The organism is Labrys miyagiensis, from assembly GCF_030160835.1.
GTDB lineage: Bacteria > Pseudomonadota > Alphaproteobacteria > Rhizobiales > Labraceae > Labrys > Labrys miyagiensis.
Genome location: NZ_BSPC01000027.1, coordinates 75,300 through 98,511 on the forward strand (window position 1 = coordinate 75,300; position 23,212 = coordinate 98,511).

The window sequence follows — 23,212 nt, forward strand, 5'->3', positions numbered from 1 at the left end:
GTGACCAACCTTAGCCCTTCTCTTGGCGCGGCTAATCCCCAGAAAAGAGGATGAGGATTAGCGGTGGCCGAAAATCTACCATTGAGTGGTTGCGGGCCTGAGCAAGGCTGCAATCAGCGCCGAAGCAGTAAGGGCCAGGAGGCCGCAAACGATCAATGGGAGCTGAACGGCAGCTGAGGCCAGCGCACCCGCGACAATACCGGAGAGCGCTTCAGCTCCGACCTGTAACCCCTGATTGGTTCCCATGACTCGGCCTTGCTTGTCCGCGTTCGATCGAGCGGAGAGAGCTGTGATTTGGGGTGTTGGGCTAGTATGGAGGAGTAGTACTCCGCAATAAGGCAACCAATAACTCAGATAACTCAGCTGGTTATCAGACGAATAATGGCATCGCCCCAACTTTTACCCCAACATGTCGCTCAACTTTCGGCCTTTTGTGCTCTTCAGCGACGATGGATTAAAGGCGTAACAGCTTCAATCAGCCAGTCGACGACATCGTTTGTTATGGTTGACAGGTCGTAGGCGACAAGCTTCTGGCCGGATGGATAGCGGGTAAAATGACTGGCATGGATCTCGTGCAGGGATTCGAACTCTTCTATGGGAGGGCTATGGAGTAGACATAGTTCTCATCTTCACCTGAGACGGCGCGCCCGAGAGGATTCGAACCGTTATCGGATCGCTGTCAAAATGCCCTCCCCTCCCCACTAGGGGTCAGAACAAGATCCGCTCGAAATCATATGCTAAGCGGACAGACTAAGAACAAGAGTCACTTCGGCGGCCCGAAGCCCGCAAAAAGTCACCCGGAAGATCCCAAACAAAACATGATGTCGCTCGTCCGGCTCTTTGAAAAGTCTCACATATTTTCTTAGCGTATGATTTCGAGCAGTTCTTGTTCTGACCCCATCTTGCATTGCACCGGGTAATCCGTCTTCCAAAGTCAATAGGCTCAGCCACGCTGTTCATGCGCCGCGGCTGTGGCCATATCGCCACTGCCGACGATGCGGCTGACGACTTCGTTCATGTTGGTTTTGGCGGTGACGAGATCGGCATCGGCCCTGCCGTGGCGCAGCACGACGATGCGGTCGGTCACCGACAGCACGTCGTTCAGCCGGTGCGAGATCAGGATAACGGCGATGCCTTCGGAACGCAGCCGCCGGATCAGATCGAGCACACTTTGCACTTCGCGCACGGCAAGGGCCGCCGTTGGCTCGTCCATGATGACGAGCTTCGGGTTGAAGGTCAGCGCGCGCGCGATCGCCACCGTCTGCTGCTGGCCGCCAGAAAAAGAGCCGACGGAGCGGTTGATCGACGGCAGATGTGCGCCGAGCCGCTCGATCATCCTGGCGGCTTGGCGGTCCATTTCGCCCTTGTCGACGAAGCCGGGGAACAGGCCGAACAGTCTTTTCGTCGGCTCGCGTCCAAGAAAGATGTTCGAGGCGACATCCTGCTGCTTGGCCAAAGACAGGTCCTGGTAGATCATCTCGATGCCGAGTTGGCGGCGCAGACCGGGGTCGAGCGCAAGGATATCCTTGCCGTCGAATTCGATCGAGCCGCTGTCGGCGCGGTAGATCCCGGTGATGGTCTTCATCAGAGTCGACTTGCCGGCGCCGTTGTCGCCGACCAGGCCGACCACCTCGCCGGCCTCGACGGACAGATCGACGCCATGCAGCACATCGACCGCGCCGAAACTCTTGCGGATGCTACGCAGCGAAAGCAGGGTCATACGCGCGACTCCTTCCGCACCTGGTACTGGTCGATGAAAACTGCGAGGATCAGCACCGCACCAATTGCCATCTGCTGGTAGTAGGATTGCACCGCGAGCAGCGTCAGCCCATTCTGCAAGACGCCCATGATCAGCGCGCCAATCATGGTGCCGAGGACCGAGGCGCGGCCTCCGAATAGGTTGGTGCCCCCGATGATCGCCGCGGTGATCGCGGTGAGCTCGTAGTTGATGCCGGCGGTCGGGTCGCCGGCGTTCACGCGGGCGGTGAATAGCAGCCCGGCGAGGCCGGCCAGCGCGCCCGACAGCGTGTAGATGATGCGGCGGTGATGCTCGACGCGGATGCCGGCGGCGCGCGCGGCGCCCTCGCTGTCGCCGAGCGCCAGCGTGTGGCGGCCGAAGCGCGTATAGGCAAGCACCACATGAGCGGCGATCGCCGTCAGCACGAGGATGATCACCGGCATCGGGATGCCGAACGGCCTGCCCTGCCCGACAAAGACGATCTCGGGCGGCAGCCCATAGATCGCCCTGCCCTGCGAGATGACGAGTGCGAGCCCGCGTGCAAGGCCAAGCATGCCGAGCGTGACGATGAAGGCCGGCACGAAGGCGCGGGTGACGAGCTGCCCGTTGATGTTGCCGGCAATCGCGCCGGCAAGAATGCAGGCGATCACGGCAAGGATAGAAGGCCAGCCGAGATTGACGGCGACGAAGGCGCCGGCCACGCCGGCCAGGCCCATCACCGAGCCGAGCGACAGGTCGAGCCCGCCCGAGCCGATGACGAAGGTGGCGGCGATCGCCAGCACGCCAATCGTCGATGTTGCCAAAAGGATATTGAGGAAATTGCTGAGCGACAGGAAGTAGGGCGACAAGAGCGCCATCGCCGTGCTCAGCGCCAGAAGCACCACCAGCGACTCCAGCCTGATGTGGAACCTTTCGACGGATGCGCGCTGCACCCGAGCCCAGAAGCTGGGCTGCGTCGTTTCGGAGGCCATTTTCCACTCTTCGGGTAGGGGAATAAGGGAGTAGGGAAGCAAGACCGCTGGGGTCAAGTCGAAGAAGCGCAAACCATCGCTCCTCCTACTCCCCTACTCCTTTCCCTAAATTATTTCACATATTGCAGCATCGGCTCCTTGCCGGCGTCGATCACGTCCTTGGTCAGCACCAGCGTCGGCACGGCGATGCTGTCCTCGACCTTGTCGCCGGCCAAAGCCTTCTTGACGTTCTCGACCGCCTGCTTGCCGACGAGATAAGGCAACTGCGCCACGGAAGCGTTGAGCCGCCCTTCCTTGATCGACTTCACCGCATCCGAATTGCCGTCGACGCCGATGATCGTCACCTGCGAACCTTTGCCGGTGGCGTAAACCGATTCCACCGCACCCAGCGCCATGCCGTCATTGGCGCAGAAGATGGCGACGAGATCGGGATGCGCGGTCAGCGTGTCGGTGGCGATCGTGGCGGCCTTGCCGCGGTCCCAGTCGCCGGGCAGCGAGGCGACGATTCCTAGCCCCGGTGCCAGCTCCTTCAGCTTGTCGGCGAAGCCCTTGGCGCGCTTCTCGCCGGTGATGTTGCCGGAGAGGCCTTCGATCACCAGCACCGGACCCTTGGCGTCCTTGCCGAGCTTGGAAACGAGGTATTCGGCGCCTTGCGCACCGGCGGCGATGTTGTCGGAGCCGATATGGAAGGTGACCTTGACGCCTTCCTTGTCGAGCACCGCCTGATCGAGATTGTTGTCGAGGTCGACGATCTTGATACCGGCATCCTGCGCCGACTTCAGGCAAGGCAGGAGGTTGGTCGAGTTGATGGCGGCGGTGATCATCGCCGTCGGCTTGCGCTCGAGCATGGTGTTGCAAAGGTTGAGCTGCGGCTCGGCCGCCTGGTCGCTCTCGGCCGCCTACTGGAAGTATTTGACGCCGGCTTCCTTCGCGCCGTCCTCGACGCCCTGCGCCATCGCACCCCAGAACGGGTTGGCCAGAGTCTTCATCAGCACGCCATATTCGCCGTCCTCGGCCTTGGCGGCACTGACGGCGCAAAAGACGATAGCAACGCCGAGCGCTTGCGCCAAGCGATTGGTTCTTCCGGTAAACTGCATGTTTTCCTCCTGTTTTTTTTCGCCCCAGCAGACGATAACCATCGCTGTGACAATTCACTCCAAATGCGTATGCGGTGTTTCCAGAACGTCCGTCCTCCTGTTTGAGTGATCACCCCTCCCTGGCGCGAGCTAAAGACTTTCCCACAGGCCACCTTCTTGATGTGAAGCGACAGCCGCTTCGACGAAGCGCAACCCCTGTTCGCGATCTTCGACCGTCGGTACCAGGCAGGCTCGCGGATCGGGCCTTCGCCCCTGCTGCCTGACACGTATCTGCTCTGCGGTGTCCCGGTAGATCTGGGCAAAGCCTTCTATCCACGCCTCCGGGTGGCCGGGCGGAACGCCCGTCGCATAGGCGCCGTCAACTCGAACTTCAGGGCTGGCCCGGGTGACGACCCGGGGCGCCTCTCCAGGCGGCGAGCCGGTGCCGCCGCCCACCATGCCAAGCTTCAATCTTCGCGCCGGATACGTAGTCATCTCGACACCACAGGTTTGCGCGCTATGCGGTTCGTCGGCCGGCCGGTCGATTCGCGGACCCGCAGCAGGCCTTCCATTTGAGTATGCTCGCGCTCAGCCGGCGTCGTATCATTTCCAGCATCGAGCCGGCGCAGCAGAATATTCCAGGCTTTCGCCGCCATCGACCCGATAGGTTGGCCAACCGCGCTTACATAGGGTCGAAGCGCTGTCATCCAGTCGTAATCGTCGAAGCCCACCAGGGAGACATCGCGCGGCATCGACAGTTCAAGGGCATGTATCGCTTTGATGGCGCCAAGGGTCGCGACGTTGCTGGTGGTGAAGACCGCGGTTGCGCGGTCAGGCCGACGCAATTCCTGCTCAGTCGCGCGGCGCAGTCCCTCCATGGTTTCGCCGCCTAGAAGAACCCGCGCACGCCCTTGTCGACCCGCTTCCGCCATTGCCTGCTCGACCCCGGCGATGCGGTCGCGCATACTGGCAAGCCGCAAGGCCGGAGCGACCACTGCAATCGCAGTGTGGCCAAGTTCGATGAGATGTCGCGCCGCGGCATAGCCTCCGGCGACATTGTCGAGGCCGACCGTGTCGAAGGCGGAAAGCCCGAGTCCACGGTCCAGCACGACTGTTGGAGGCAATGCGATCGGATCAAGGCCAGCTCCGAGAGAATCGTCAGCCGCCGGCAAGATGATCAGGCCGTCGATCTGGCGCGAGAGCAAGGCAAGGATCCGCTCGCGTTCGTGCTCCGGATCCTCGTCGCTGGTGACCAAGGTGATGCCATAGCCATCCGCCGTCGCCAATGTCTCGAATTCGTGCACCATCTCGGCAAAGAGCGCATTGGTGACAGCTGGAACCACCATGCCAATCAGGCGGCTGCGCCTGTTGCGCAGGCTTGCCGCAATACCGTTGGGCCGGTAGCCGAGCGCTTCGACGGCGGCCGAAACTTTTTCGCGAGTTTCGGGAGCCACTCTCCCAATGCCGTTCACGACATTCGAGACAGTTGCCAAGGAAACGCCGGCCAGTCTCGCGACGTCGGCAATCGACGCCCGTTTGCCATGACCGGCCTCCAATGCCATGCCTTCCCTCCCGCCGACAACCGCGTTATCGAGCACTTTTGACGTTGATAAATCGTTTTATTCTCGTTGTAAAACGTTTTTGCATCCAATAGTGAAAATCATCGCGATGCTCTTTGGTTGGCATCGGAGGAGGAAGATATGACCGACAAAACCTTGCCGCTGGTGATCAGCGTGCCCGAACCACGCACACTCGAGCTGATCTTCATGCCGCCGCAACTGGCGCGTTTGCGAAAGGATTATCGCATCGTCGAGACGAAGCCGCAGAAGCTCTCCGCCCTGCCCGCCGAAACGCTGGCCGAGGCACGCTATATAATCGGGCAGCCAGCCATCGCTCCTGAGACGCTCGACAAACTGAAGGCGCTGCGTTGCGTTTTCAACGTGGAGCCAACCTCGTCAACAACATGCCCTACGAGACGCTATTCGCGCGCGGCATCCATGTCGTCACCACCGGCCAGGTCTTTGCCGAGCCCGTGGCCGAGCTCGGCCTTGCCATGGCGCTGAATCTCGCGCGCAACATCGTCGACGCCGACCTCGCCTTCCGGCAGGGCAATGAGCTTTGGGGTGGCGACGGCAACCAGACGGCGCGGCTCCTCTCCGGCGCCGATGTCGGCATCATCGGCTTCGGTGACCTCGGCCGCGCGCTCAACCGCCTGCTGACTGGCTTCCGCACCCACACAAAAGTCTATGATCCGTGGCTGCCGCCGTCGATCCTAATCGACAACAGCGTCGAGCCGGCCTTGCTCGACCAGGTGCTGTCACAAAGCGATTTCGTCTTCGTCGTCGCTTCCGTTACCAGCGAGAACCAGGGTTTTCTTGGCGCAGACTCATTTGCCAAAATGCGCAAGGGCGCAGCCTTCATCCTGCTCAGCCGGGCCGGCGTCGTCGATTTCCCGGCTTTGATGGCTGCGGTGAGGAGCGGCCACATCGTCGCCGCCAGCGACGTTTTTCCCGAGGAGCCCCTGGCCAAGGACCACGCTGTTCGCGCTCTGCCCGGCTTCCTGCGCTCGGCCCACCGAGCCGGCGCGCTCGACATTGCCTTCAAGCGCATGGGCGACATGGTGCTGGAGGACATGGACCTGATCGACCGCGGCTTGCCGCCGCTGCGCTCAAAGCGCGCCGAGCGCGAGACGGTGTCGCGCATGCGCTCCATGCCGGTTGCACGGAACTAGACGCGAAAGCAGAAGATCTAAGAACGCGACGACGGTGTGACGATGGCGGTCCTCGACGTATCGCTTAGGCCAAATTTCGAAGCCCGATCACCACCGAGCGAAGAGCCACGCGCCTGAGTTTGGCGGCTCCACTACCGTTCAGTCGTCTTCCAGATTTCTGGCCTCTTCGGCGCGGGGCAACAGAAAGGCTGCTAGTGCATCGACAACGTCGGAAAGCGTGCCGGGATCAATGGCAACGTCTTGAATGAAGGCCGTCCAGGTTGAGGGCGCCTTTTTGTTCCATACGGGAAATAGTCGCCGATGTGACACCCTCCTTGAGAAATTCGGACAGCCGCATCATGCCCCGTTCCTGCAAGAGCGAGACTACGCGATCTTCTTGACGCCGAGGCTTCGTTTGCATGGGACTTGTTTGATACAAATCCTTGCAGTCGCAAGGAAACTAACAAGGTTATGTATCACAACGGACGATACAACAGACGTATTTAGCCCAATGTTTCGGTGCAGCGACGAGAACATTGCCCGGCGCAAGGAACGCACATCCCTGGCCGAGCACCGATCCCTCCTGGGCATCCGACTGAGCAAGCGCTTACGGATCCTTTCCTCCAGCGGTTTGAACCTCAGGATACCGTTCGCTTGCGCCCACTTCGTACACGTCGGCGGCATGCCGAGCTTCTCCCTTCTGCGACCGGGACGAATGCCGTTGTCGCTTCGATATGGAACGCCTTCATCTGAGATTCATTTCCGGCTCCAATCACAAAAATATGGTCTCATGTGATTTTCATACGAACGGCAAGTGTCTATCGTCGCGGTTGTTATGCCGGCTACGCATTCGAAACGAGCTCGCAGGCCCTCTATCGCGTGCACATAAGCCGCATTAGAATCAGCAGTTTATGGCCGATGGAGACGCCCACATGAGTTCCCCGCAGGCAATCTTATTCGATACGTTTGGAACGATCGTCGACTGGCGCTCCAGCTTAATAGAAGAACTGACTGCGTTCGGACGCGAGCGGAATATTGTCGGCGACTGGACCAGCCTGATCGATGCTTGGCGCAGCGCTTACGCTCCATCGATGGACAGGGTGCGGAAGGGCGAGCTGCTCTGGACCACGCTGGATAAACTCCATCGCGCAACTCTCGATCGGCTAGTCATGGAGTTCGGGATCAAAGGCCTTGCGCAAGAAGACCTGGCTTATCTCAACAAGGGGTGGCATCGCCTGCGCCCTTGGCCCGACTCCGTGAAGGGCCTAACGCGATTGAAGAAGAACTTCATCATCGGGCCGCTGTCGAATGGCAATGTCGCATTGCTCGTCAACATGGCCAAGCACGTTGGACTTCCTTGGGACATGGTGTTTGCTTCGGATTTGTTTCATCACTTCAAGCCGGACCGCGAAAACTATCTCGGCGCCTGCCAGCTCCTTGATCTGCAGCCAAAAGAGGTGATGTTGTGCGCCGCCCACAATGACGACCTCAAAATGGCGCGGTCCCTCGGTCTGCAAACTGCCTTCATCGCTCGTCCGACGGAGTATGGACCCCACCAGACCAAGGACTTCGCTGCTGACGAACCATGGGATGTCATTGCCGCAAACGTCGATGATCTTGCGGACAAGCTGGAAGCCGTGAGAGAAACCTGAATCCGAAACGCATCAGATGCGCGGGCCTCTCGCATCAAGCTTGATATAAGCAAGGAAGTCGAGCGAAACAGTCCCACTCGATTGCCCTACCCGATCGATGATCAGTTGCACAATGCCCGTCGATGGTTGTCGCTTTATCTGCGATCCGCCAAAAAACGCCATCACGCTCTCACTTTCCCGACTCTGCGCTTTGTTCGTAGGAGAGCCATCAACATTGGGCCAATCGAAAATTGCCCTCCCCTCGCCTTCTCCGTGAGATTTCGCAGATAGCCTCCTGCGCTATTGATCGTCGCGGCCTTTTGCAGCATTGCGGCAATCACCACGCCAGCGGCCTCTGGTCCCATTGCCACTTGGGCGTCCTCCCAGGCGCTCGGGCTGATGCCAAGTATCTTTCGCACGAGCTCAGCGGCAGCTATGAGGTCCCGCCAGGACGCAATCCCACCTTTGGCGTAGTCGATGATGTCGGGGCATGCATCGAGGACCATGCCGAGCGGATACCCCTTCATCGGGACCACCTGGTCGGTGGGGTCCTGCTCGCGCAGCGTCACGCGGCGTTCTGCGCCTAAGGGCGGAGGCGCGTCTGTGGCTGCGCGTTGTGGCCCCATCGAATATACCGGTCCCTGGGGTTCTCTCGCGGACTGGACCTTCCCCTTTGCTTCTTCGAAAGCAAGTTCAGATTCAGTAAGGGATTCTGGATTTGAATTCTGTATGTGACGCTCAAACTGAGACTCATTGGCGCCCGGATTCCTGGAATTCAGATGAAATTCCAGGGCATTACGGATCTCGTCCATCAGAAACGTCAGTTCCAAGGCCACCGGCTCGAGTTCGGACTTCGTCGGGAGACGGGGGATACGCTGCACCAGACCTCGATAGGTCGCGTGCAAACCGTTCCAATCGCCTGGGACGCCCTCCTCCAAGCCCACGGCAATCATCTTAGCGATCTCCCGCCGATAGAGGGTCACGCGCTCGCGAAGGAGCAAGAGAGCACGGCGCTCCTGCCTCGCTGTGTCGGCCAACTGCTCAATCTCCTGGGCGCGCGCGACGAGCGGAGTAAGATCGAAACCGAAGGCGGTCTCGATCTCGCCCCCCTGCCCTTTTCGAGCGTAGCGCTTACCGTTGGGACTGTCCCGCCGGATCACCAGGCCGCAATTGACGAGCACAGCGAGGTGACGGCGGAGTGTCGCCGGCGGCATGCCGTGCGCCCGAAGGGCGAGCTGCACGTTGGAGGGAAAGACGATGAGGTCCCCCTCCCCTGTCAGCACAGTCTCTGGGTGAAAGCTCAGCAGCGCGTTGAGGACGGCCAGCGCGCGGTCGCTCGCACCCAGCGCCGCCTTGGCCTCGCATATGGCGTTAAAGATCTTCCACTTGTGAACGACGGCTTCGGTCGGGCATTCGCGGGCTACCATATTGGCAGCCAACATGCCGAGCGACAGCGATCGCCGCCCAAAGGGCGTCGTCGTTAGGGTCTCGTTCATCACTTCCTTGCCTTCAATCAGGCAAAAGAAATCTGCTCGCCAAAACGACGCCAAAGAACTTGACTGTGAATCACGGAAATGGGATTCTCATTTTGCTTAGGAATGAGAAGGGCTTCCGGAACCACGTTTCGGGGGCCTTTTTCTTTTGCGATTTCACCTCTTCGTTGGTCGAGTTAATTGCGAATGTCGCCGTGCCACCTGTGCCATCTAATTTTGCACGGTCTCAGTGAGATATCGTTCGTACAGTTGATCAAGATGCTTGATAAGGAATGTCCCAAAATCCGGCGCGATCTTCTCGTCCATGACGAGCGTAACCTTTCCGTCGGTTTGCTTGTATCGCACAACCTCCCTGCCCTCCTCATTATGCCAAATCTGGAAAGGTATGCTGGCTTCACGCCCCCCGCTCAAAGCCGCGAAGAATAGGCCAAAACGCGCGTCGCTGTCGGCGGCCATGAAAGCCTTATCGCGCGAAAGCTGTTCGACCTGTTCCTTATAACTCCTGTTAAGAAGCAGCTCTGCCAATGCGGACCACCGAGGCCTTCCGGTCTTAGCAGCGGGCCCGATCAGTTGCGCGACCTCAGGCGGAATTCCGCGGCCTATGGCGATCAGACGGGACAACTGGGTCTTCTCGACACTCAAGGCCGCCATTATCGCGGCGCGATCAAAACCATGATTTTCTATCGCAACAGCGAACAAAGCCCGCTCGATATAACTTAAATCTAGACGCGCCGAGTTCTCTTGGCCTTGGGCAATCAGCAGTTCGGCGTCGCTCATCTCGCGTACGACAGCGCGCACCGGTTTCCTCAGCTCCGCAGCTGCCTGGAGCCGGCGATGTCCGTATGCGGCCTGATAATGTCCGACCCTTACCGGGTGGGGACGAACAAGAATTGGGACCTGTTGGCCATGCTCTGCGATCGAAGCCACCAAGGCACTTTGCTCGTCGGGCGAGAAGGCAATCCGATCAGTGATGAAAGAGGCCTCGACCAGGGTAGGGTCAAGGCTGACAACGGCCTCCCCCGCCGCAATCAACGATCGGGCTTCCTGAGCAGCGTCTGCTATCTTACCAAGGGCCCGACCCATGGCGCCCACCGCCCCCGCCCGAACGGGAACAGCCACATCCAGCCTGGCATTCGGCACTGCTAGCCCCTGCCCCTCCTCTTCGGAGGAGTTGCCAATTGGCAACTCACGATCTCGCCCAGCGAGTAAAGTCTGCAGCATCCCCTTACGGCTCATGATGTACGCCCCCAAGCGTGCTCGATCAGGGTCTCGATCTCGCCATTTACGGCATCGAGCGACTCGATTGCCCGGTCATAGGTTGATCGCGTGAAGTTCTCCCGCCCGATCTCGTAAAGAGTCTGCTTGGTCAGCCCTGCATCGGAGATCGCAGTCGATTTCAACATCGTGTTGGTCAATACCCGCTCGCGAAACAGCGAGCGCATGAAAGCCAGCATCTGCGTCTGAGGCCCGTCTGATGGCTCATAACGAGTCACGACGTAACGCAGGAAATCGTAATCAAGTTCACCACCCGCTCCTTGAACCACTGAGAGAAGATCAGCAGCCATTAGGAGAAACTGACACATCGACATCACGTCGAGCATTTGGGGATGCACGGTCACAAGCATAGCGGTGGCCGCACACAGGGCGCCCAATGTCAAAAAGCCAAGCTGGGGAGGGCAATCCAAGACGATTATGTCGTAGCGATCAGCGACAGCACCAAGCGCCGTAGCAATTCGGCCAAAGAACGCCTCGCCAGCTGCATCAGCCAGGGCGCGCGGTGTGTCATGCTCGAATTCCATGAGCTCAAGATTGCCGGGGATAAGGTCAAGACCAGGAAAATAGGTCTTGCGCACGACCTCCTCGGTCGGTCGCCTCTCTGCGTCGTAACGGATGGCGCCATAGAGGGTCGAATTGGCCTCAATATCGAACTCCGGCTGATAGCCGTGCAGAGCTGTCAGGGAGGCCTGCGGATCAAGGTCAACAGCAAGAACGCGATAACCGCGCAACGCAAGGTACTGCGCGAGATGCGCGGATGTTGTCGTCTTGCCGGACCCCCCCTTGAAATTCACAGTCGCCAAGACCTGGCAGTGCTCTCCTATTCCGCGCTTCGGCAGATAGCGTTTGCCTTTGCCGCCTTCATCCAACAATCGGCGAAGTTCGTTGATCTGCTCAAGCGTATAGGAGCGCCGACCACCGATGCCGGTGTCGGGCTGTGGGCCTTTCCCTCCTAGCGACAACTGCCGCAAATAGCCGTCGGCGACGCCAATCAGCTTGGCCGCTTCACCGGAAGAGAAGGTCCGCAGGGATTTCTGCGAAATCGGCGGGAAGAGAGACTGACGAAGCGCCAGCAACTCATGAGATAAAGAATTCCCATCGCCGGCAATGACGTCAGTCACCTTGGGCTTGGCCCGCTCCAATCGTGCTTTATCTCCGGTAGCCATCCGTTCCTACGCTTTTCAAGAAAGTTATGCCCTTGAAGCGTAGATATAAGCGCCGATTCTTAAGATTCTGGCAAGCGCTAAAGGGTTAACGCGTACTTACCAATTTCACTCAGATTCGGCTTGGATTTTCTCCAGTTGCCAATTGGCAACTGCAAACTCAACCGTGGCGCGAGGCCCAATAATGGAGGCTAGACGCGCATCGACCGCCCGTTCGAAACTCGCGATTGGACAATCCGACAAACGAATTTCCAAATGAGGAGGCTCCAAGGGAGGATCGCCATTCAGCGTCCTATCCGCTTTCAGATCCAGCCATCAACCACCAGCGTCATCGGGGGGACAGTAACTGCCTGGACTAATCAATTTCTTGAATCAGTCTCGCCCGATCGATTCACGAAATGCGTTGGACGCGCGACGGCCAGCGGCGCGATATTGCCAAAATGGACGCTACCGCAACCCTCGAAGAGAACCTGAGTTTCCTCGTGCTCGAACGACGCGAGGAGGCCTGCAACATTGCTCGCTATTACGTCCTCTCCGTCGAACCCTCATTGTTCGGCGATGCAAGCCTGGTTCGGGAGTGGGGCCGGATCGGGAGCAGGGGCCGTCGGCTTATCGAACTGCACGGGACAACGCAGCTCGCAGCAGAGGCGCTGGACAGGTGGCTCGCCAGGAAGAAGCGGCGTAAGTACTCTGTGCGACCGTAGACCGGCTCCATCCGTACCGGCGACCCGATTGACCCATCGCGGCCAAAGTTGATGGCCAACCGTGGCAAATTGACAATCTCTCATCAACAAATTGGGGACTACGCCGCGTCACGGCCGGCTCTGGATACATTCAATTAAGAAGGCCTAGTCGGGCGGAGATTGGAATGCCAAAGGAGCCCCCGTTGAGCTTGGCAGAAGTCAGAAAACTGGCAATTCGAGCATGCCTGGCTGTAGTGTCTCGGCAATAGGATGCAAGTCGCGCCACAAGGAAATTGATGATGACTGCCTTACTACCGAACGTGGATCCCGAAGGTCTGCTCGAATATTCAGTCGTCTTTACCGATCGCGCACTCAATCATATGTCGCTGGTCTTCCAGGGCGTCATGCGTGACATCTCGCAAACGCTGCGCCGGGTTTACAACGCGGAAGAAGGCGCCGGCGTCGCATTGGTGCCCGGTGGCGGCACCTACGCCATGGAGGCGGTGGCGCGCCAACTCGCTCACGGCAAGAAGGTGCTGGTAATCCGCAACGGCTGGTTCTCCTATCGCTGGACACAGATTTTTGACATGGCGGCCATCCCTGCCGAGAGCATTGTGTTGAAGGCGCGTCAGACCCAATCAGGGTCGGATGCGCGCCAGCAGCCATTCGAGCCGGTGCCGATCGACGAGGCCGTGGCCGTGATCGAGGCAGAGCGTCCGAATCTCGTATTCGCGCCGCATGTGGAGACCGCCTCCGGCATCATGCTGCCAGAGGGGTACATGAAGGCCATTGCTGACGCCGCTCACAGGGTAGGGGCGCTGTTTGTACTCGACTGCATCGCCTCGGGCTGTGTTTGGGTCGACATGAAAGAAGTCGGCGTTGACGTGCTGATCTCGGCGCCGCAGAAAGGGTGGAGCGCCTCTCCCTGCAGCGGCCTCGTTATGCTGAGCGAAGCTGCGAAGGCTGATGTGAAGGCGAGCATCAGCTCCTCCTTCGCCTGTGACCTGAAGAAGTGGCTTGAAATTATGGAGGCGTATGAGAAGGGCGGTCATGCCTACCATGCCACCCTGCCAACCGATGCCCTGCGCGGGTTCCACGGCGCCATGCTGGAAACCGAGGCGAGAGGTTTCGAGAAGGTGAAGGCGGCGCAGCTCGAACTCGGCACTCGCGTGCGCAAACTCTTCGCCCAACGCGGCTTTGCAAGTGTTGCCGCGCAGGGATTCGGCGCACCTGGTGTCGTCGTTTGCTACACCGACGATCCCGCCATCAAGTCCGGGGCCAAGTTTATTGCCGTCGGCGTGCAGGCAGCGGCCGGCGTTCCCCTCATGTGCGACGAACCTGCTGACTTCCAGACCTTTCGTGTTGGGCTTTTCGGCCTCGACAAGCTCGCTGACATTGACCGCACAGTGGGCAACCTTGAACGGGCTTTGGATGAGGTCTTGGGCAGCGCAAACGTGCGGTAGCGGCGGAATGCCAAAGCCCGCAAAGCTGCGTTCGCCTTGAACCATCGACTGGGAGCCAACGCGGCCTCCGGCGAGAAGCTCGACAAAACGAAAGGCGCTCGACCCTTTCGGGGAGCGCCTTTCAATGGTTCGGTCCGAGTCGCGGGGAGGGGAGCGATCGTAGGCGAAACCACTCAAGCAGATGTAGGGATGGCGCCGCGGTTTTCAAGTCAGAGCTAGGCTATAAGCCGGCCGCCTTGGTCAGGTTTACCCGAAACCGGTCGCGCCGCCGCTGATAGCGCCGGGTCATTTCCGCCGAGGCATGGCCCAACTGCTTTTGCACGTAGCGCTCGTCCACCTCGGCCGAAGAGGCGAGGCCTGCGCGCAGCGAATGCCCTGCAAACTTAGCCAAGCGCTCGCCCTCGGGAAGGTCGGCCCGCACGCCAGCCGCCAGGGCCGCCCGCTTCACCAGACGAACCACATGTTTGTCGGCTAAACGATCAGGGCCGACCTCCTTGCCCTTGCCGGTCACGCGCCGGAACAGCGGGCCGCGGCCGACCCGAGCCAAGGTCAGCCAGGCCTGCAGGGCGGCGACAGGGCAGGTGGCGTCGGACGAACCGCGGCCGATCTCGAGCTCGCGCCAACCGGTCTTGCCACGCAGGGACACGACCATGCCATTGTCGAGGATCTCGATCCAGCCACCGCCGTCTTCGGTCTGGTTGCGGCCGACATCGAGGCCAACGATCTCTGAGCGCCGCAGACCGCCGGCGAAACCGACCAGCAGCATGGCGCGATCGCGCAGGCCGCGCAGCGTGCCGCGCTCGAGCGTCTCCAGCATGGCGATGATGTCTTCCGGCAGGACCGCTTCCTTCTGTCGGGGAGGAGCGGCATGGGTATTCCGGATCCCGGCCAGCACGGTGGCGATGTGCCGATCCTTGCGATCGAGCGGCGTGCCGCGCTGCGCGTAATTCCAGGCGACGGCCGAGAGCCGGCGCTCGATCGTGGCGACGGAGTTAGCGTGGTGGTCAGCCCCCATCGCAGTGCCCGAGGCGCAGGCGGTGATGTAGAGGCCCACTGTTTGAGGCGAAGGCACGGCGACTTCGAAGTCCTGCCGCCGGCACCAACTGGAGAAATGCCGCCAGTCGCTCGCATAGGCCTTGCGCGTGTTCGCCGAGCTCGCGGCGTCGGCATAGTCGCGGGCTCGGCCAGCGAGGGCCTCGAGATGGGCGGGCAGGGGAGGGGAGGGCTCTTCCAGGGGCTGGAAAGCTACGGCGTCGGGGCTCTTCGCCGCAGAAGTGCCGACCAGAGCCGGAAGGTTGGTGTGCGAGGTTGTTTCCTCACGATCGATATCCTCGAGACGTTGAGGATTGCTCTCCCTCACCTCTATGCCTCCCACGGATTGATAACCGACGCGCCGGTATCCGCAAAGTCGGCTACATTGCGGGTGACGAGAATCAGGTCGTGAACGATTGCTGTCGCGGCGATCAACCCGTCGACGTCGCCGCGCGGCCGGATTGCGGCAACCCGCCCCCATTCGACGGAGATCTGGTCGGTCACCGGCAGGATGCGGTCAGCGTGGTCGTGGCGGATCTTGCGAAGCCACGCGGCGAGGTGGCCTGCTGTCTTGGGATCGGATTTCTGCTTGAGGGCGATCCCGCGCATGATCTCGCCGAGCGTGAGCGTGCTGAGGTAAATGCCGACGGGATCGACCGAGCGCAACCACGATACGGCTGGGACCGAGCCGCGTCGGGCCTCGGAGATGACATTGGTGTCGACGAGGTACATTAGAGGGCCACGTCGCGGCTCGGCATTTTCGCGCGCCTGGCGATCGCCTCGGCGACCTCGTCATCCCAGGCGGGCCCGGCGAGCAGATCGTCGACCAGGCTCGGCCGCCCGGCACGCAGCACATCGTAATCGGCAGCCGACAGCACCACGGCGGCGCGTTCTCCGCGCAGGGTCACGATCTGCGGCCCTTCGGTCCGTGCCTTCTGGACCACGCGGGAGAACTGGTTCTTGGCGTCCTGCAACTGCCATGTCATGACTGCACGCTCCTAGCTAGACTGTCTAGCTATATAATGGCAGATTTCGACGGGTCAACGGCCCCTTTGCCAGCGCTGGAGGGCATTTGCGGCGGTGCCCGTCGAGCCTCCATATATAAAGAGCATAATGTCCGATAATGCAAGATTATCGGACATAGTTTTGCACCGACACCTGGGGCGGTTTGGGGCCTTTTTGCTGGCCGTAAGCGCCGCGCCAGTTTAGCATGTTCCGCCATGCGCGAGCCCAAAACCACTCTACCACCAACCGCCCTCCTGCGTCCCGTGCCGGCCTGGGCTAGGGTTAAGGCGGCGCCTCAAAGCGCGACGGACGCCACCTTCGCCGCTGGTGCCGCCCTGGCCGCTCTTGATGCCATCGTGCGGGCCGAGCCCGTGTTTGCCGGGGTCTGGCGCCAGCGCCTGGCGCTGTCGGCCGCCGCCGCCACGGCCCGCCTGCTCGGCCGGCGTGAGGATGAGGCCGCCTTGCGCGATGCCTGGTGCTTCCGCTCCGGTGGCGAGGCGATCGGTCCCGCCGAGCCGATCCTGCGCCTCTGGCGCCAGCTGGCGACGCGCTCGACCGGCTGGCCGCTGCGGGCGATCGAGGAGGCCGCCCGCGCCCTTGGCCGCGATCTGAAGCGCAGGGCAGGGGAACTGGTCGCCCTGCTCGACGCCCACGCTGAGAGCGCGGGAAAGCCCCTTGCCGCGGTGGTGGCACTCGGTGAAGCGGTGAGCCGCGCCTTCCCTGAGGCGGACCCTTTGTCCCTCGTTCTGGCCGATCTCCTGCTGGCGGCGAAACTGGGCTGGCCGGTTCCGGTGCCGCTGTTGATGACCGAGATCGCCAACCCGCTGCTGCGCGTCGGTGAGCCGCGCCGGCGGCCGCGGCCGGGGGAGGGCGGTTGGCCGGCGGCCCTGGCGACCGCCTATGCCCTGGCCGCCGCCACGGCGGTCGATCGGGCCATCGATCTCGAGCGGCGGGTGGCGAGCCTGCAAAGGGCGGTGCCGAAACTGCGCGCCAAGGGGGCAGGGCCGATCGTGGCAGGGCTGCTGGCCGATGACGCCCTGACGCCGGCTTCGGCGCCTGGCCAGATGACCGATCGGGCGCTACGCCGTCTGTTCGATCGGCTGGTCGAACTCGGCGCCGTGCGCGAGCTCAGCGGCCGTCCGAGCTTCCGGGTCTATGGTCTCTGAAGCAAAAGGCGGTCGGATGGGGTGGGTTCAGGAAGGTACGATTGGGTTGAAAGGCATGTTGCGACGCCTGGTCATTCCATTTGGCGGTAGGACGCGCTAGCCATGGCCAAGCCAAGATCTCCACCCGTGCTTGACCGCGAGCTTGCCGACCTGCCGACGGCCGTGCGCTGGCGGCAATGGATGGGCCGGGTCGAGGCGTTGATCTTTGCCTCGCCCCAGCCGGTGAGCCGCGCGGACCTCGCCAAGCTGGTGGGAGAGGGTGCCAATCTCGATCTGCTCATTGACGACATCCGGGCCGAACTGGTCGACCGGCCCTATGATCTCGTCGCCGTCGCCGGCGGCTGGCAGCACCGCACCCGGCCCGCCTTCGCCGGCGTCATTCGCGCCAGCGAGCTGACCGAGCCGCCACGGCCGGAGCTGACGCCGCTGGAAGCCACTGTTTTGCTGGCGATCGGCTATTTCCAGCCCGTGACGCGCGGCGAGTTGTCCAAAATGTTCGGGCGGGAGGTTTCGCGGGACCTGATCGCCGCTCTGCGCAGCGATGGCTTTGTCGGGGCCGGTCCGCGCAGCCCGCAGACGGGGGCGCCCTATACCTATGTGACCACGCCAGGGTTCCTCGAGCATTTTGGGTTCCAGACCCTGCGCGACCTGCCGGACCTCGAGGTGCTGGAGGATGCCGGCTTGCTGAGCAAGGCGCGGCTGCTGGCCGAGGATCTGCCGGCCGTTCCAGGCGAAAGGGAGGAGGAAAGCGATACTGGAGAAGAGGCGGAAGAGCCTTTCTCGGTGTATGGCGGTGCTTCCAAGGACTGAACGGTCCCGATCTATCGTTTTGCCAATGGTCTTGAAGTTGGGAATGTCATATAGGACGGTTATTCCCCAGTCATAAGCGCATCGCCATGAAGCCCCCTCTGAAGCCGTTCACCGTCGAGGTGAAGCGCTCGCGTTCCACTACCTCCGTTGCAAAGCCGATCAGCAGCGAGCCGCCCGTGTTGATTGAAGCCCAGCCGGCCTCTGCCCCAATTCCGCCGTCCCACGCCCGCCAGTTGGCTGAGCAGATGTTTGCCACTCTGACGACGAGCTCCAGCGCGGCACCCGAGACGAAGATGACGGCTGAGAGTGCGTTTCGGGCCGTCGTCCCGCCGGGACCATCGGTAAAGGGGCCGGAGGCTGAGTCGGTGGCGGAGAAGGTCTTACGGGCGACTGCTCCACCACCCGCACCGGTGCATGAGCCGGGTGCAAATCCGTCCGCGACAAAGCTTCTGTTGCTCAATGGGGTGGTTCCCGCCAAGCTGCGGGAGCCACACGGGGAGAAAGTCCCAACTTCCCCGGTGGCGGAGAGCGTGTTCTGGACGGCTGCTCAAGCGGCCGTAACGATGGAGGCGTCGGACGCTGAGCCGGCGCCCAATCCTTCCCCGACACAGCTCCCGTCCGTCGAGGAGGCGGTTCCAGCCAGGCCGCGCAACCCCCACGCAGGGAAGGTGCGAACTGAGCCTGCGCTGGTGAACAAGGTCGTGAAGTCGAAAGTTCCGACAGCTGGGAAGCTGGCCGCGCCTAGCGCACCGGCGTGGCCGCAGCACAATCCGCCTCTCAAGGTCCCCGAAGTGAAGTTCGCCGAAGCGAAGCTCACTCAGGCGGGTCCCGCCTCGCCGGCGGCTGAAGCCCAGCTTCAGGGACGGCAGAACTGGAGTTGGAGCCCCGGCGAGCGCTGGAAGAGGCGGCTGCGGTATCTGCGCTGATACGGTGCGGGAGGGCGCCTTCGGCGAACGAGCGAGAGTGGCGTGTTGGAGGGGCGATGACCAGCGTGGAAGAATTCAACCTGCGCCTCAGCGCCACCAAGGACATCCTGGTCGGGCTTCAAAAAAGCGACCTGGCCCTGGCGCCGCTCCAGGAGGATGAACTTCGATCGCGCGCGCAGTCGCTGGTGAGCTTTCTGGCTGGGATCGAGCCCGGCGGCGCGCTGCCACCGTGGTTTACCGAGGTTGCTGCCAGCGCCGAGGACTACCTCATGGACTGCCTTCGAAGCAATATCGCCAGCGGCAGCCAAGCGCCAATGGCCTCGCCGCTGCCTCCAGATACTCCGATTGAGCCGAGGCCCAAGGCATGGTGGCGTTTCTGGGGCCAGTAGCCGGCGACGGCTCGATGTCGCACAGACACCTCGTCATGCCGCTGGCTGCGCCTGCATCGAGGTCGCACCAAATTAAGGATCGAAGCCTAAGATCGCGCCATCCGCGGCAGGGATGCGCCCATGAGCAAAGATCTGATCCTGCTGAATGGGCTGGGCATCGCGCACAACGCGCTGATCCCGTCCGGAACCATTGCCATTATCCTGAAAGATGGTGAGGTGCGCGTCGTCCCCGCGGACAAATTGCGGGAGACCATCAAGGAAATCGGCAGCGACAAGGTCGAGGGCCTGACCATGTCGCCTTCGGATTTCGAGAAGCTGCAAGCAGTTGTTGATCGTCGAAACGCAGAAGGACCTTAAAGAAGTCTCAGGTATTCCAGCACGCGGAAACAGGTCACCATTCGAAAGGTGCCACCTTTCGCCTGACCTACGAAACCTCTCACAATTCGAATTAGGTGACATTATGGCTTACTGCATAACCAGTCTAGCAATCGACACGCCCTACTGTCCGATCTTTAGCCCAGATTATGCAGAGGATAGCCAATTCAAAGAGAAACCATTTAGCCGACCCGCACCACCATCTCGTCGAGGTGCCAACAATCATCAGGCCTGGGTCGCCGCCGCCCGAGTCCTGTTGCAAATAACGGCCCAAATTTAAGAACCCATCGACGGATGCTTTCATAGCTTACATCAATGCCTCGCTCTGCCAGCAACTCCTCAACCTCCCGCAAACTAAATGTGAACCGCACATACAGCCAAACGGCGTGGCGGATCACATCCGGTGGAAACTGATGGCGGGCGTACGAAACTGCTTGCATCACCTCTTATAGCTCAGGTCGTCATTCCTGTGACATTGCCCCACGACGAATTGCGCACTCATGCGTGGATCCTCGGGGCCGAGAGCCGGTTTTCCGCAAGTGCCGTATGCAGCGCCACGCCCAGGCCGATCACCGCATCGTTGAAATCATAGAAGGGATGGTGGAGGGGGGCTTCCTCGTCGCCGCGACGCTGGCCGAGCCAGATATAGGCGCCGGGCCTCCTCTGCAGCATGAAGGCAAAATCCTCGGAGGCGAAGGAGGGCTGCGGCGCGGCGCGAATCGCCGTCGCAACCTGCCTTGCGGCGGCAAGCGCATAATGGGCCGCGGCGGCATTGTTGATCGTCGCGGGATAGTAGCGGTCATAGCTTACGTCGATGGCAGTCTCCGAGCCAAGCGCCACGCCGGCTGCAACTTTGCGGATCGATGCCTCGATCCGGTCCTGCACGGCCGCATCGAAGCTGCGCACCGTGCCGGTGAGGTTGACGCGCGCCGGCAGCACATTGTGGGTATGGCCGCCTTCGATGCGCGTCACCGAGAGGACGGCGCTCTCTGTCGGGGCGATGCGGCGGGCGATGATGGTATTGAGCTGGCCGACCAGCTCGCTCGCCGCCAGAATGGCATCGGGTGTCGCCTGGGGCTGAGCGGCGTGGCCACCGCGGCCAGTCACTTCGATATCGACGCGGTCCGCCGCCGCCATGATCGGGCCGGCGCGGGTTTCGACCTCACCGGCCGGCAGATCCGGCCAATTATGCAGCGCATAGACCTCGTCGACGGGGAAACGCTCGAACAAGCCATCTTCCAGCATGGCGCGGGCGCCGGCGAGGCCTTCTTCGGCCGGCTGGAAGATGAAGACGACGGTGCCGTCGAAGCGCCGAGTGCGAGCAAGGTGCCGGGCGGCACCGAGCAGCATGGTCATGTGTCCGTCATGGCCGCAGCCATGGAAAATACCGGGCGTCAAGCTGGAATAGGGGGCGCCGGTCGCTTCCTGGATCGGTAGGGCATCCATATCGGCGCGTAGTCCGATCGCCCGGTCCGAGACGCCGTTCTTCAGAATGCCGACAACACCGGTGCCGCCCACGCCTGTCGCAACATCAAGGCCGAGTGCGCGCAACTCCTCCGCGATCAGGGCCGAGGTGCGAAACTCGGCGCGGCCAAGTTCGGGATGGCGGTGGAGGTGGTGGCGCAGTTCGGTCAGCGCTGGCAGGAGATCGTCGATATCGTGCGCGAGGGGAGACATGGCAGAAGATCCGTTCAGTGACGTCATTCCTGGAAGCGGCAACAGGACCATGCGGTCGTCGGCGGTGAGGCGAAAATAATCCGATATTGTTGGTCGTCGTCCCCCAGCGGTGCGTCGGTACCATCCGGGCTGCCAGCACAGCGTCGAGAGGCTCGGTGGCGATGATGAAGGAGCCGACGGCGACCAGCCGCCGGCGAAAGAAGGGCGGCGCGACCTTGCGCGAGGCGCCGACGGCGATCAGCACTTGCTTGGCTTCTCTCATCGACCGCGCGACATTCAGCCCAGCGCGTGACTCGCCAGTCCATAGATCCACGGCTCGTTGTTGGTGCGGTTCAGGAAATGGCGTCCCTTGGACATCGTCGTAACGGTCTCGTACACGCCGAGACCGCTTTCTCGAAGAAACTCGGCAAATGCCCCTGTTTCTTCTCGCGTATCAACGCGGACGAATTGTCCCGCCAAATCCTTCAGATGCACCGCAGCAAGATGGAGAGCATCACCATCGCTTTTTGCTACGATGGGGCCTATCACATGGCCATTGCCAAACTCGCGTTTCATCGAGTAACCGACGATTTCGCTGCCGCGTTTCAGCACCCAGACGGAAGCGTCTTCTGAAAGCAGTCGCAGCAGCCTCTCACGGTTGGCCCCGAATGCGCGGGAATCCAGCCTCGTTATCTCCTCGAGCCTGTCGCTCGGCAGCTCACTTAGTTCACCCTCCAAGGCTGGCAATGTCGGAAGTCTGAGTGAGGCTTCTCCCTGGCGCTGATAGACGACCGCTTCTTTTGTGAAGCCGAGCGAGACATAAAGATTAAAGGCGGCATGAGTAGAATTCAGCGTCAAATTGCGATGGCCGCATCGCTCGAGAACCTGATTCATGAGCCATCGGCCGCCTCCTAGAGATTGTGTGCGAGGCGTTGTGATCACTAGGCCGATGGTTGCCCAATCGTCCCCATATTGGAACCACATTGCGCTTCCGAAAACGCGCCCAATGCCGTCGACGGCGGCGATCCCATGGCCGGCCCGGCGCAGGAAATCCAAATCCTTGCGCCGATGCGGCCAGCCAACCGAGACAACAAGCGCTTGAAGCCGGTCCACATCAACTTCAGCAATATCCCGCGCTACCAATTCGAATGACTTCAAGCGCACTGATCTTTGCATTTCAGCCAATCCGCTTCTTCATCAAATGCCCATTTCTGCTCGCAGAGTGCACCTTTGTTCCGCTGACGCAAGGGACCGCTGGGAGCCTCTTTTGCCAGCTTCGCACGCCTATCCCAGCATGTTTCGCTAGTTCGAGGCAGTTATTCGAAATCTTCGGCTAAAGCTGCGGGACATTCGGCAGGGAAAACTATGGCCCGAGATTACCGTCCTGGCACGGTCGAATTGCGCAGGCAGAGTGGCGCCCATGCATGTCGAAGAAATCCTCGCGAAGCGGATCGCCTTTCCGGCCGTCGCCGACGCGTCCAACCACGCTATTTTGGACTGGATATGTCAGCCCTTCCAAGCGCCTGAAGTTAGTGTGACGGCCCGTCCGAGTCTCAAAGGTGACCGGTCCATCCCGATCGGCGCACTCAGGGTCCGCGAAAGAATAATTGAGAACTTCGGGGCGTTCCTTGCCACGTGACTGGGGAGGAC

The 23,212-nt window shown here is 61.2% G+C and carries 23 protein-coding genes and 3 pseudogenes; 10 read left to right on the plus strand and 16 right to left on the minus strand.

What is annotated here, in order from left to right; genetic code table 11:
* Positions 1-943: 943 nt before the first annotated feature.
* From QQL24_RS16070 to QQL24_RS16095, 6 genes and pseudogenes are all read right to left on the minus strand, one after another.
* Positions 944-1,720, minus strand: coding sequence for an ATP-binding cassette domain-containing protein (locus QQL24_RS16070; RefSeq protein ID WP_284313306.1), 777 nt, complete (start codon positions 1,718-1,720; stop codon positions 944-946).
* Entirely contained in the window at positions 1,717-2,709 is a 993-nt protein-coding gene (locus QQL24_RS16075; RefSeq protein WP_284313307.1) for an ABC transporter permease, read from the minus strand. Before QQL24_RS16075 ends, QQL24_RS16070 begins: the two co-directional genes overlap by 4 nt.
* Positions 2,710-2,819: 110 nt before the next feature.
* Positions 2,820-3,584: pseudogene (locus QQL24_RS16080) on the minus strand (substrate-binding domain-containing protein); the annotation flags it as partial.
* Between the two features lie 24 nt (positions 3,585-3,608).
* Entirely contained in the window at positions 3,609-3,806 is a 198-nt protein-coding gene (locus QQL24_RS16085) for a hypothetical protein (protein ID WP_284313308.1), read from the minus strand.
* Positions 3,807-3,935: 129 nt separating this feature from the next.
* On the minus strand, positions 3,936-4,280 hold the full coding sequence (locus tag QQL24_RS16090) for a hypothetical protein (RefSeq protein ID WP_284313309.1): 345 nt from the start codon (positions 4,278-4,280) through the stop codon (positions 3,936-3,938).
* Positions 4,277-5,347 (minus strand): LacI family DNA-binding transcriptional regulator, encoded by a 1,071-nt coding sequence (locus tag QQL24_RS16095; RefSeq protein ID WP_284313310.1) that lies wholly within the window; start codon positions 5,345-5,347, stop codon positions 4,277-4,279. The genes QQL24_RS16090 and QQL24_RS16095 overlap by 4 nt, the downstream gene beginning before the upstream one ends.
* Positions 5,348-5,485: 138 nt before the next feature.
* Between QQL24_RS16095 and QQL24_RS16100 the strand changes: the two are divergent.
* Positions 5,486-6,516 (plus strand): annotated as a pseudogene (locus QQL24_RS16100) (hydroxyacid dehydrogenase).
* Between the two features lie 911 nt (positions 6,517-7,427).
* Positions 7,428-8,147 (plus strand): haloacid dehalogenase type II, encoded by a 720-nt coding sequence (locus tag QQL24_RS16105; protein WP_284313311.1) that lies wholly within the window; start codon positions 7,428-7,430, stop codon positions 8,145-8,147.
* A gap of 161 nt (positions 8,148-8,308) precedes the next feature.
* Here the strand turns inward: QQL24_RS16105 and repC are convergent, their stop codons facing one another.
* The 3 genes from repC to repA all read right to left on the minus strand — a co-directional run bounded on the left by repC (position 8,309) and on the right by repA (position 12,060).
* Positions 8,309-9,622: a plasmid replication protein RepC gene (gene repC, locus QQL24_RS16110; RefSeq protein ID WP_284313312.1), complete on the minus strand. Its 1,314-nt coding sequence runs from the start codon at positions 9,620-9,622 to the stop codon at positions 8,309-8,311.
* A 207-nt stretch (positions 9,623-9,829) separates the two neighbouring features.
* A complete protein-coding gene (gene repB / locus QQL24_RS16115) occupies positions 9,830-10,855 on the minus strand; it encodes a plasmid partitioning protein RepB (protein WP_284313313.1) in 1,026 nt (341 codons plus the stop codon).
* Entirely contained in the window at positions 10,852-12,060 is a 1,209-nt protein-coding gene (gene repA, locus QQL24_RS16120; protein WP_284313314.1) for a plasmid partitioning protein RepA, read from the minus strand. Before repA ends, repB begins: the two co-directional genes overlap by 4 nt.
* A 395-nt stretch (positions 12,061-12,455) precedes the next feature.
* Between repA and QQL24_RS16125 the strand changes: the two genes are divergently transcribed.
* Both QQL24_RS16125 and QQL24_RS16130 read left to right on the plus strand, forming a co-directional pair.
* The gene (locus QQL24_RS16125) at positions 12,456-12,761 is read left to right on the plus strand and encodes a WGR domain-containing protein (RefSeq protein WP_284313315.1); all 306 of its coding nucleotides are present in this window, start codon (positions 12,456-12,458) and stop codon (positions 12,759-12,761) included.
* A gap of 278 nt (positions 12,762-13,039) precedes the next feature.
* The gene (locus tag QQL24_RS16130; RefSeq protein WP_284313316.1) at positions 13,040-14,203 is read left to right on the plus strand and encodes an aminotransferase class V-fold PLP-dependent enzyme; all 1,164 of its coding nucleotides are present in this window, start codon (positions 13,040-13,042) and stop codon (positions 14,201-14,203) included.
* A gap of 220 nt (positions 14,204-14,423) precedes the next feature.
* Here QQL24_RS16130 and QQL24_RS16135 read toward each other — a convergent pair whose 3' ends face one another.
* From QQL24_RS16135 to QQL24_RS16145, 3 genes are all read right to left on the minus strand, one after another.
* Complete coding sequence (locus QQL24_RS16135) at positions 14,424-15,488, minus strand: tyrosine-type recombinase/integrase (protein ID WP_284313347.1); 1,065 nt, start codon at positions 15,486-15,488, stop codon at positions 14,424-14,426.
* A gap of 77 nt (positions 15,489-15,565) precedes the next feature.
* A complete protein-coding gene (locus QQL24_RS16140) occupies positions 15,566-15,967 on the minus strand; it encodes a type II toxin-antitoxin system VapC family toxin (RefSeq protein ID WP_284313317.1) in 402 nt (133 codons plus the stop codon).
* A complete protein-coding gene (locus QQL24_RS16145; RefSeq protein WP_284313318.1) occupies positions 15,967-16,221 on the minus strand; it encodes a type II toxin-antitoxin system Phd/YefM family antitoxin in 255 nt (84 codons plus the stop codon). The genes QQL24_RS16140 and QQL24_RS16145 overlap by 1 nt, the downstream gene beginning before the upstream one ends.
* Positions 16,222-16,455: 234 nt before the next feature.
* Here QQL24_RS16145 and QQL24_RS16150 point away from each other — a divergent pair, with 234 nt between their 5' ends.
* Positions 16,456-17,406, plus strand: coding sequence for a DUF1403 family protein (locus QQL24_RS16150; RefSeq protein ID WP_284313319.1), 951 nt, complete (start codon positions 16,456-16,458; stop codon positions 17,404-17,406).
* 102 nt (positions 17,407-17,508) lie between these two features.
* Complete coding sequence (scpB, locus tag QQL24_RS16155) at positions 17,509-18,216, plus strand: SMC-Scp complex subunit ScpB (RefSeq protein WP_284313320.1); 708 nt, start codon at positions 17,509-17,511, stop codon at positions 18,214-18,216.
* A gap of 70 nt (positions 18,217-18,286) precedes the next feature.
* Here scpB and QQL24_RS16160 read toward each other — a convergent pair whose 3' ends face one another.
* Positions 18,287-18,676, minus strand: coding sequence for a hypothetical protein (locus QQL24_RS16160; protein WP_284313321.1), 390 nt, complete (start codon positions 18,674-18,676; stop codon positions 18,287-18,289).
* A gap of 208 nt (positions 18,677-18,884) precedes the next feature.
* On the opposite strand from QQL24_RS16160, the gene QQL24_RS16165 reads away from it, so the two are divergent.
* The 3 genes from QQL24_RS16165 to QQL24_RS16175 all read left to right on the plus strand — a co-directional run bounded on the left by QQL24_RS16165 (position 18,885) and on the right by QQL24_RS16175 (position 19,888).
* A complete protein-coding gene (locus QQL24_RS16165) occupies positions 18,885-19,142 on the plus strand; it encodes a hypothetical protein (RefSeq protein ID WP_284313322.1) in 258 nt (85 codons plus the stop codon).
* A gap of 56 nt (positions 19,143-19,198) precedes the next feature.
* A complete protein-coding gene (locus QQL24_RS16170) occupies positions 19,199-19,531 on the plus strand; it encodes a hypothetical protein (RefSeq protein ID WP_284313323.1) in 333 nt (110 codons plus the stop codon).
* A gap of 120 nt (positions 19,532-19,651) precedes the next feature.
* Positions 19,652-19,888: a hypothetical protein gene (locus QQL24_RS16175; protein WP_284313324.1), complete on the plus strand. Its 237-nt coding sequence runs from the start codon at positions 19,652-19,654 to the stop codon at positions 19,886-19,888.
* Positions 19,889-20,094: 206 nt separating this feature from the next.
* Here QQL24_RS16175 and QQL24_RS16180 read toward each other — a convergent pair.
* The 3 genes and pseudogenes from QQL24_RS16180 to QQL24_RS16190 all read right to left on the minus strand — a co-directional run.
* Positions 20,095-20,346: pseudogene (locus tag QQL24_RS16180) on the minus strand (IS6 family transposase); the annotation flags it as partial.
* Between the two features lie 58 nt (positions 20,347-20,404).
* On the minus strand, positions 20,405-21,583 hold the full coding sequence (locus QQL24_RS16185) for a M20 aminoacylase family protein (protein ID WP_284313325.1): 1,179 nt from the start codon (positions 21,581-21,583) through the stop codon (positions 20,405-20,407).
* 276 nt (positions 21,584-21,859) lie between these two features.
* Positions 21,860-22,738 (minus strand): GNAT family N-acetyltransferase, encoded by an 879-nt coding sequence (locus QQL24_RS16190; RefSeq protein WP_284313348.1) that lies wholly within the window; start codon positions 22,736-22,738, stop codon positions 21,860-21,862.
* 244 nt (positions 22,739-22,982) lie between these two features.
* On the opposite strand from QQL24_RS16190, the gene QQL24_RS16195 reads away from it, so the two are divergent.
* Positions 22,983-23,201 (plus strand): hypothetical protein, encoded by a 219-nt coding sequence (locus tag QQL24_RS16195; protein WP_284313326.1) that lies wholly within the window; start codon positions 22,983-22,985, stop codon positions 23,199-23,201.
* The last annotated feature ends 11 nt before the right edge of the window (positions 23,202-23,212 follow it).

Bases quoted from the DNA above. Each gene is read 5' to 3' on its own strand.
- QQL24_RS16070 (WP_284313306.1), bottom strand. From the start codon at position 1,720: ATGACCCTGCTTTCGCTGCGTAGCATCCGCAAGAGTTTCGGCGCGGTC.
- QQL24_RS16075 (WP_284313307.1), bottom strand. From the start codon at position 2,709: ATGGCCTCCGAAACGACGCAGCCCAGCTTCTGGGCTCGGGTGCAGCGC.
- QQL24_RS16085 (WP_284313308.1), bottom strand. From the start codon at position 3,806: ATGCAGTTTACCGGAAGAACCAATCGCTTGGCGCAAGCGCTCGGCGTT.
- QQL24_RS16090 (WP_284313309.1), bottom strand. From the start codon at position 4,280: ATGACTACGTATCCGGCGCGAAGATTGAAGCTTGGCATGGTGGGCGGC.
- QQL24_RS16095 (WP_284313310.1), bottom strand. From the start codon at position 5,347: ATGGCATTGGAGGCCGGTCATGGCAAACGGGCGTCGATTGCCGACGTC.
- QQL24_RS16105 (WP_284313311.1), top strand. From the start codon at position 7,428: ATGAGTTCCCCGCAGGCAATCTTATTCGATACGTTTGGAACGATCGTC.
- repC (WP_284313312.1), bottom strand. From the start codon at position 9,622: ATGAACGAGACCCTAACGACGACGCCCTTTGGGCGGCGATCGCTGTCG.
- repB (WP_284313313.1), bottom strand. From the start codon at position 10,855: ATGAGCCGTAAGGGGATGCTGCAGACTTTACTCGCTGGGCGAGATCGT.
- repA (WP_284313314.1), bottom strand. From the start codon at position 12,060: ATGGCTACCGGAGATAAAGCACGATTGGAGCGGGCCAAGCCCAAGGTG.
- QQL24_RS16125 (WP_284313315.1), top strand. From the start codon at position 12,456: ATGCGTTGGACGCGCGACGGCCAGCGGCGCGATATTGCCAAAATGGAC.
- QQL24_RS16130 (WP_284313316.1), top strand. From the start codon at position 13,040: ATGACTGCCTTACTACCGAACGTGGATCCCGAAGGTCTGCTCGAATAT.
- QQL24_RS16140 (WP_284313317.1), bottom strand. From the start codon at position 15,967: ATGTACCTCGTCGACACCAATGTCATCTCCGAGGCCCGACGCGGCTCG.
- QQL24_RS16145 (WP_284313318.1), bottom strand. From the start codon at position 16,221: ATGACATGGCAGTTGCAGGACGCCAAGAACCAGTTCTCCCGCGTGGTC.
- QQL24_RS16150 (WP_284313319.1), top strand. From the start codon at position 16,456: ATGCGCGAGCCCAAAACCACTCTACCACCAACCGCCCTCCTGCGTCCC.
- scpB (WP_284313320.1), top strand. From the start codon at position 17,509: ATGGCCAAGCCAAGATCTCCACCCGTGCTTGACCGCGAGCTTGCCGAC.
- QQL24_RS16170 (WP_284313323.1), top strand. From the start codon at position 19,199: ATGACCAGCGTGGAAGAATTCAACCTGCGCCTCAGCGCCACCAAGGAC.
- QQL24_RS16175 (WP_284313324.1), top strand. From the start codon at position 19,652: ATGAGCAAAGATCTGATCCTGCTGAATGGGCTGGGCATCGCGCACAAC.
- QQL24_RS16185 (WP_284313325.1), bottom strand. From the start codon at position 21,583: ATGTCTCCCCTCGCGCACGATATCGACGATCTCCTGCCAGCGCTGACC.
- QQL24_RS16190 (WP_284313348.1), bottom strand. From the start codon at position 22,738: ATGCAAAGATCAGTGCGCTTGAAGTCATTCGAATTGGTAGCGCGGGAT.
- QQL24_RS16195 (WP_284313326.1), top strand. From the start codon at position 22,983: ATGCATGTCGAAGAAATCCTCGCGAAGCGGATCGCCTTTCCGGCCGTC.